This window comes from Chitinophaga sp. (genome assembly GCF_035538455.1).
Lineage (GTDB): Bacteria > Bacteroidota > Bacteroidia > Chitinophagales > Chitinophagaceae > Chitinophaga.
The window spans coordinates 1-3,890 of sequence record NZ_DATLKJ010000064.1 but is presented as its reverse complement, the minus strand read 5'-3'; the positions used below and the strand labels follow the sequence as shown (position 1 = coordinate 3,890).

The following is a 3,890-nucleotide window of genomic DNA, read 5'->3' as shown; positions in this document are numbered from 1 at the left end:
GCAGCCTATGTGCTGGATGTGCAGTTGCGTCTGGCGCCAGTAGGCGTGCCGGGGGAGATTTACCTTGGCGGTGCGGGCCTGTCGCTCGGTTACCTGAACAGGCCGGAGCTGACGGCAGAGCGGTTTATACCGCATCCTTTCATTGCAGGCGAAAAGATATACAAGACAGGAGATCTTGGCCGCTGGTTACCGGACGGTAATATTGAATACCTTGGCCGTGCAGACGACCAGGTAAAGATACGCGGTTACCGCATAGAGCTGGGCGAGATAGAAAATGTATTACAACAGAGCGATCTTGTGAAACAGGCCGTGGTACTGGTTAAGCCGGATGTTCAGGGGAACAGGCGGTTGATAGGCTATGTAGTGCCAGCCGGAGATTTTGACAGGGAAGGCATTGTATCATTTCTCAAAACGAGATTGCCGGAATACATGGTGCCGACAGTTTGGGTGCCGTTGACAGAACTCCCGCTTACCGCCAATGGAAAAGCAAACCGGAAGGCGCTGCCGGAGCCTGACATCAGCATGGCTGCCACTGCTGATTATGTGGCGCCGCGCAACCCTGCAGAACAGGCGCTGGCAACCATCTGGCAAGATCTGCTGGGAATAACACGGGTAGGGATATACGATAATTTCTTTGAACTGGGTGGAGATTCTATTATCACCATACAGGTTGTAAGCCGCGCAAAACGCGCTGGCTATGAGCTTCAGCCTAAAGACCTGTTTATATACCAGACAATAGACAAACTGGCTGCATTGCTCATGGCCCGGAAAAGCGATGCCATTTCAGCAGAACAGGGGCTGCTCACAGGAGCTGCAGCGTTGCTGCCAGTACAGCAATGGTTTTTTGAAGCGCCGGGACCACAGCCTTCCCACTTCAATCAGCAGGTGATATTGAATATTGAAAGGCATACCGATACGGCTGCATTAGCATCAGCGATATCACAGCTGGTACAGTATCATGATGCGCTCCGTTTCGTATATACACCGGGCGCCCGCGGTTGGGAACAAACTTACGGCGCTGCTGCTGTCGAACTGCAAATAACAGATCTGCGGCATATTGCCAGCAGCGAGCTGGCAGTCATCATAGAAGCCGCCTGTGACGAGGCACAACGTAGCCTGGACATCACACAGGGTAAGCTGTTCCACGCCATATTATTTTTAACGCCGGAAAATGTTGCGGATCATCGCTTGTTTTTCGTATGTCACCATCTGGTCGTAGATGGTGTATCCTGGCGTATTCTGCTGGAAGACCTACAACTGCTGTTACAGAATCCCCATCAGCCGGCGACTATAGTGCTGGGCACAAAAACCAGCTCTTACCGGCAGTGGGCCGTTGCTTTGGACAATTATAGCCAGCGTCGCCGTCTACTTGACCAGCTGGGGTACTGGGAGAAAATAATTGCGCAACAGGTTCCAGTCAGAACTGAAACGAATGAAGAAGGCATTATTACCGTAGCAGACACTTTAGATCACGTTGTAAGCCTTGATCGTGCTACCACCCGGCGCCTGTTGCAGGAAGCCCCCCGCGCTTATCAGACAGAGATCAATGATCTGCTGTTGTGTGCGCTCGCACTAGCATTATCATCCTGGAATGGGGATGATAGCGGAAAAGTATTGATTGGTCTCGAAGGACATGGCCGTGAGGATATTCAGAAAGATATTGATGTAAGCCGTACGGTTGGCTGGTTCACGAGTATATTCCCTGTATTGCTGCAGGTAGATCGTCAGGAGGATACAGGTTTTCAGTTAAAATCTGTCAAAGAACAGCTGCGTCAGGTTCCTGATAAAGGTATTGGTTATGGCGTACTGAAATATATTGGCAAAGCTCCTTCTTTGCAAACGGCTCATCCCTGGGATATTGTCTTTAACTATCTTGGTCAGACAGATAACACAACCGGCGCAGATGCAGCACAGGATGGCAGGATTGGAGATACCGGTGCTGCTATTCACGAAGCATTTCCGTTGAGGGAGAAGCTGTCTGTTACCTGTATTGTACGGGGTGGTTCCCTGGTAATGACCTGGACATACAGCAGCAAACATTTCACGCATACAGGAATAGCAGAGCTAGCCGCTTTATATTTGTCGCGCCTGGAAACGTTAGTTAATCACTGCGCCGGCCGGCAGTATGCTGTGCATACGCCTTCCGATTACAATCTTGGTGGCATTGTATCCGTGCGCGAGCTGGATCGTTTCCTGGATGAAGACTTTAACGGTGTGCCACGCCGCGCCTCTGTGGAAAGTATTTACGGACTAAGCGGCCTTCAGGAGGGTATGCTGTTTCACAGCATATACGATGGAGAGGCCAGCGCTTATATAGAACAGTTTTCGGGAGAACTGACAAACCTGAACGTAACGGCTTTTCTGCAAAGCTGGGAATACATGGTGCAGCGGCATAGTATCCTGAGGAGCGGATTCTATTATGATGTGTTCTCTGTCCCGGTACAGTGCGTATATAATCATGTAGCCCTCCCCATTATTATGTTCGATTATCGCGGGATGAATGAGGCTGCTCAACGGGAAGCCATTGAAGCGTATGAAGCCGGTGAAAGACAGAAAGGCTTTGATTTCACAACGGCTCCGTTAATGAATATCACACTGACGCGCCTGGCGGATAACCGCTACCGGCTGCTCTGGAGCTTCCATCATATGCTGCTGGATGGATGGTCCATTCCCATATTGCTTGAAAAATTATTATTGACATACGAGGCATTGATTGCCGGCAATCCATTACCGGAGATACCGGAAGATAAGTTTGAAGATTACATCCGTTATACAGAACGCCGCGAGAAGGAGGAAGAAGAACTGTACTGGCGCGGTTATCTGAAAGGACTGAGCGAAGGTTGCCTGCTGCCGTTCATCAGCCCGACGGCAGACCGTACCAAAGGTTTCGGTGAATATCGTGTATGTCAGCTGAGATTTGGGCAGGCAGAAGCAGGACAGCTGTTTCGTTTCACCCAACGGCACCGCATTACGGTGAACACGTTGATGCAGGGCGTGTGGGCGTACCTGTTATATCGCTATACCGGTCGTACTGATATTGTTTATGGCGTAACGGTGTCCGGTCGTCCGGAATATCTGCCAGGTGTGGAACGGGCCGTAGGCATGTATATCAATACCCTACCCTTATATACTTCTATTGATACTTCAGCAGGCATTGTTCAATGGCTGCAGGAGTTACAGATGAACCAATTGCAAAGCAGGGAATACCAGCATACACCTTTGAATGCGGCCCGTCGCTGGGCGCCGGTAGATGGCGACCTGTTCGACAGCCTGCTCGTATTTGAAAATTACCCTTCCAGCAAAGTGTTGTCAGGAGACTCAGATCAGCTACAACTGCGAAATGCAGGCTTGCGTGAACAGACCAACTACCCCCTTAGCCTTATCATTGACGCGGGAGAAGTGATGGGTATTAATTTCAGCTATAACAGTAGCCTGCTGGAAGACATATATGTTACTGCCATTGCCGCTCATTTTGAACAGGTGTTGCAACAATTCCTGGAGCATGAAAATGGCATGCTGGCAGAGGTGGAACTGTTGGACAGTAAAGAACAAACATTGTTGCTGAAGACATTCAACAGCAATATCAAATCATATCCGGATAAAGAAACGTTTGTGAGTCTGTTTGAAGTTCAGGTGCAACGCACACCTGCTGTTCCGGCTATCGTTTTTGAAGAACATGTTTATACTTATCAACAGCTGGATGAACGAGCCAACCAACTGGCTCACTATCTGCGCGGCAGAGGCGTTGCGGTCGATTTGCCGGTGCCGGTATGCCTGGAGCGTTCGCATGAAATGGCGGTGGCGATACTTGGTATCATGAAAGCAGGCGGCGCTTATGTGCCCATTGATCCGGCTTATCCGGAAGACCGTATCCGGTTTATGTTGGAAGA

1 protein-coding gene is annotated in these 3,890 nt (G+C 50.0%); it reads left to right on the top strand.

What is annotated here, in order from left to right; genetic code table 11:
• Positions 1-3,890: condensation domain-containing protein (locus VM802_RS07645; RefSeq protein ID WP_325529234.1), on the top strand; the 3,890-nt coding region annotated here is incomplete at both ends.